Annotated in this window: 3 protein-coding genes; all 3 read left to right on the forward strand. The window is 54.6% G+C overall.

Translation table 11 applies throughout. From position 1 onward, the window contains the following. The first annotated feature begins 606 nt into the window (after positions 1-606). Positions 607-1,860, forward strand: a complete 1,254-nt coding sequence (locus tag CPA45_RS22195) for a dicarboxylate/amino acid:cation symporter (RefSeq protein WP_096655463.1) — start codon at positions 607-609, stop codon at positions 1,858-1,860. 118 nt (positions 1,861-1,978) lie between these two features. Then, positions 1,979-2,569 carry a DUF4202 domain-containing protein gene (locus CPA45_RS22200; protein ID WP_096655465.1) on the forward strand — a complete coding sequence of 197 codons (591 nt, stop codon included), beginning with the start codon at positions 1,979-1,981 and terminating at the stop codon, positions 2,567-2,569. An 88-nt stretch (positions 2,570-2,657) separates the two neighbouring features. Then, positions 2,658-3,802, forward strand: a 1,145-nt coding sequence (locus CPA45_RS22205; protein WP_133066814.1) for an FAD-binding oxidoreductase, incomplete at its 3' end; no start/stop codon positions are given.

Consider the following 3,802-nt stretch of genomic DNA (forward strand, 5'->3'; position numbering starts at 1 on the left):
GGATAGAAACTGTAATAGGGTTGACAAGTGCCACACTGTGAAGTGGTCGCGCCCCGCCCGGGGCGTGCGGATAGAAACAGTACACCGTAGAGCGCAAAGTGGTGTTGCTGGCCGTCGCGCCCCGCCCGGGGCACGTAGATAGAAACATGATAAACAGCTGATGGTGTTCGACCACGGAGTGCCCGCTCACCGCTAAGAGTGTGCCTAGCAAATGCTAGCCCTCTTAACCCCAATAAGGCCGTGCACTATTACCACTAATGCAAATTATGCCGCTACGGCGTAGTTAGATACATAAATCGCCTCGTGCAAGTGTATAAGATGTTTTTAGATGCCCCCCTAGTAACGGGCAAGATCACTCTCCTGGGCTAAATCTCCTCCTCTGCAAATTATCTGTAGGCGTAGTTAGATCTTGACGCCTTTGTAAGCGCCTCACTGGCTCGTACTTCACTTATTCGCTCTCCATACTTTGGAGACATACTTACTCAAGCAACCATAGCGTTGGCTTGCGTTGGGGGGCTGTGGATACGCTCATTAGCCAAAAGTGGTAGAGTGCCCGCCGATTCACTTTAGGATCACTAATAAAGGCTTTTTCACAGGAGAAATGTCGTGCAGGAAACAGCACAGCAAATGAAGTTTGGCTGGTGGCGTCGTATCGCGCTATGGAAGAAAATTCTGGCGGGGCTAGCGCTGGGGGTGTTAGCAGGGGCGTTACTGGGTGAAACCGCTAGTGTGTTTAAGCCCCTGGGCGATATTTTTATTAACGCCATTATGATGCTGATCGTGCCTCTTGTGTTTTCAACACTCGTCGTGGGTATTACCTCGATGCGCGACCCACAAAAAATGGGCCGCATTGGCGCACGCACCATTTCGCTATATCTGGTAACTACCGCTTTCGCGATTAGCATTGGGTTAATACTGTCTACTCTGCTGCAACCTGGAGTGGGCGTGGGGCTTAGCTTCGAGTCCGAGATTACGGCTAACGAAGCGCCATCACTGATATCGATTTTGATTAACCTCGTACCGCGCAACCCGATTGATGCCCTGGCGAACGGCAACATTATGCAGATCATTGTATTTGCTATCGGCCTGGGTATTTCGCTAACGCTGATTGGCGAAAAGGGCGAGCCAGTCATGAAGGTATTCGATAGCTTCTCCGAAGCCATGTACAAGCTAACAGGCCTCGTCATGGCCTTCGCACCGTTTGGCGTATTTGGTTTGATTGCCCATGTTTCCGGCCAGTATGGGTTGGAAATTCTGCTGCCGCTGGCCAAGCTGATCGGCGTGGTTTACCTCGCCAGCATTTTGCATGTACTGGTGGTTTACTCAGGGTTTATTGCGCTTATAGGTCGCTTAAACCCCGTGCGCTACCTAAAGGGTAGCTTAGACGCCATTGTGGTGGCGTTCTCGTCTGCGTCTTCAGCAGGCACACTGCCGGTATCTATTCGCTGCGCGCAAAAAAATCTTGGTATTTCAGAAGGGGTTTCCGGCTTTGTATTGCCGGTGGGCGCGACGATAAACATGGATGGCACCGCGCTTTACCAGGGCGTCGTGGTACTGTTTATCGCCCAAATGATCGGTGCTGATTTGAGCATGATGGATTACGCCATGATTGTGGCAACTGGCACGTTAGCGTCCATTGGCACGGCCGGCGTTCCCGGCGCGGGCCTGATTATGCTTTCAATCGTGATGGCACAAATTGGCCTACCACTAGAAGCCATTGCGGTGGTCGCTGGCATCGACCGCATTCTGGATATGGCGCGTACCAGCGTCAATGTGGCGGGTGATCTGATGGTCACAACCCTGGTTGGTAAAAGCGAAGGCGAGCTAAACGAAGAAGTCTATAACAACAGCAATACCTAACTCCCCGTTAATATCAGCATAGCGCCCACTGCCCCTAGCAGTGGGCGTTTTTTTATGGCTTGCCGCCAAGCTGCTAGCATGTCAACAATAGCATTTAACTATACGAGTACTCATGCCTATGCCTTCTTCCTTTGAGCAGACTCTAACTGCCATTGATGCACTGCACGCCCAGGACCCGCGCCATACTAGTCTTGCCGATGGCACGACCCTACCCCAGGAGCTCGCCTACGCACAGCGGATGAGCCAATGGCTTGAACAACTGCATAGCGCGCCCAACGAGCTGCTGTGTATAGCGGTACGCGCCCAGCACCTTCAGCGTTGGCTGGTGCCTAGGAGTGATTACCCCGAAGGGCGCATTGGTTATTTAACTTGGCGTCGCGATCAGGGCGAGCGGGCGGGCGACACTACCGCCAAACTTATGTGTGACGCAGGTTATAGTGCAGCAGAGTCCGAACGCACAGCGACAATTATCCGTAAGAAAGGCCTCGGTCGCGATCCTGATGTACAAGCGCTGGAGGACTGCGCTTGTCTAGTATTCTTGGAAAACTACTTCGCGGATTTCTCACGCAAGATTGACCATGATCATATGGTACGTATCGTGCAAAAAACCTGGGGCAAGATGTCAACTCAAGCACATACACTTGCCCTAGCGCTGCCTATGAACGAGACCTGCGCAGCACTGGTAAAAGAAGCGCTGGAGGGTTCATAACCCCTCCCACCAAGATGCAGAGTCGTGGTAGCTGCGGTAAAGTAGCGCCAATTCCTATCCGCTCCCAGCAGTGACGGCTTGACCAACTATGATTGCATCCTTGGATTCGCGCACGGCCCCATTTGAACGCCTCGGTACCCACTACGTGCGTTTTCTTGAAGCGCTACGCGCCCGTGGCTTTGAGGGCGAGATTGCCCCCGATTACGCCAACCGCACCGTGCTGGCGACGGATAACTCCATTTACCAGCGCCTGCCACAAGCCGCCGTGTTTCCTAAACACGCCGATGACCTGGAGCGCCTGGCCATACTGGCGGCAGAACTGCCCCACCGCGATATCGTGTTAACACCCCGCGGTGGCGGCACTGGCACTAATGGCCAGTCGCTAACCGATGGGATCGTGGTGGATGTGTCCCGCCATATGAACCAGATCCTTGAGATCGATGTGGAGGCACGGCGGGTGCGCGTTCAGGCGGGCGTGGTGAAGGATCAACTCAACGCGGCGCTGAAGCCCCATGGGTTGTTTTTTGCCCCGGAGCTTTCGACCTCTAACCGTGCCACCATCGGCGGCATGATCTCCACCGATGCCAGCGGCCAGGGCAGCTGCGAGTACGGTAAAACCCGTGACCATGTGCTGGAACTGGACACGGTTCTGCTGGGGGGCCAACACCTGCACAGCCGCCCGCTTAGCGCTGACGAGGAGCAGCAGGCCGTTGCGCAATCCGGCAGTCTCGGTCGCGTGCACTCCACCGCCGCTGAGATTATTGACCAGCAGCGCGATTTGATAGGGGCGAAGTTTCCGCCGCTTAACCGCTGTTTAACCGGCTACGATTTAGCCCACCTGCGGGAAGCGCAAGGCCAACTGAACCTGAACAGCCTGCTGTGTGGTTCGGAAGGCTCGCTGGGCTTTTTGAATGAAGCGGTATTGAACGTGCTGCCGATCCCTAAGCACGCCACGCTGGTTAATGTGCGCTACCCAGGCTTTATGGACGCGCTGCGCGATGCTAAGGCATTGATGGCCAGCAGCGCTCGGCCCACTTCCATCGAAACAGTGGATGACACGGTGCTGCAGCTGGCCATGGAAGACTTTGTCTGGGACAGCGTAGCTGAGTTTTTCCCCGCCACCGGTAGTACGCCGATTCGTGGCATTAACCTGATTGAGTTTAATGACGATGATCCTGAGCGCTTGGCGGAACGGGTACAGGCGTTCACTGACCATTTGAGCCAAGACGCTAC

Source organism: Vreelandella nigrificans, from assembly GCF_002374315.1.
Classification (GTDB): domain Bacteria; phylum Pseudomonadota; class Gammaproteobacteria; order Pseudomonadales; family Halomonadaceae; genus Vreelandella; species Vreelandella nigrificans.

Bases quoted from the DNA above. Each gene is read 5' to 3' on its own strand.
- CPA45_RS22200 (WP_096655465.1), top strand. From the start codon at position 1,979: ATGCCTTCTTCCTTTGAGCAGACTCTAACTGCCATTGATGCACTGCAC.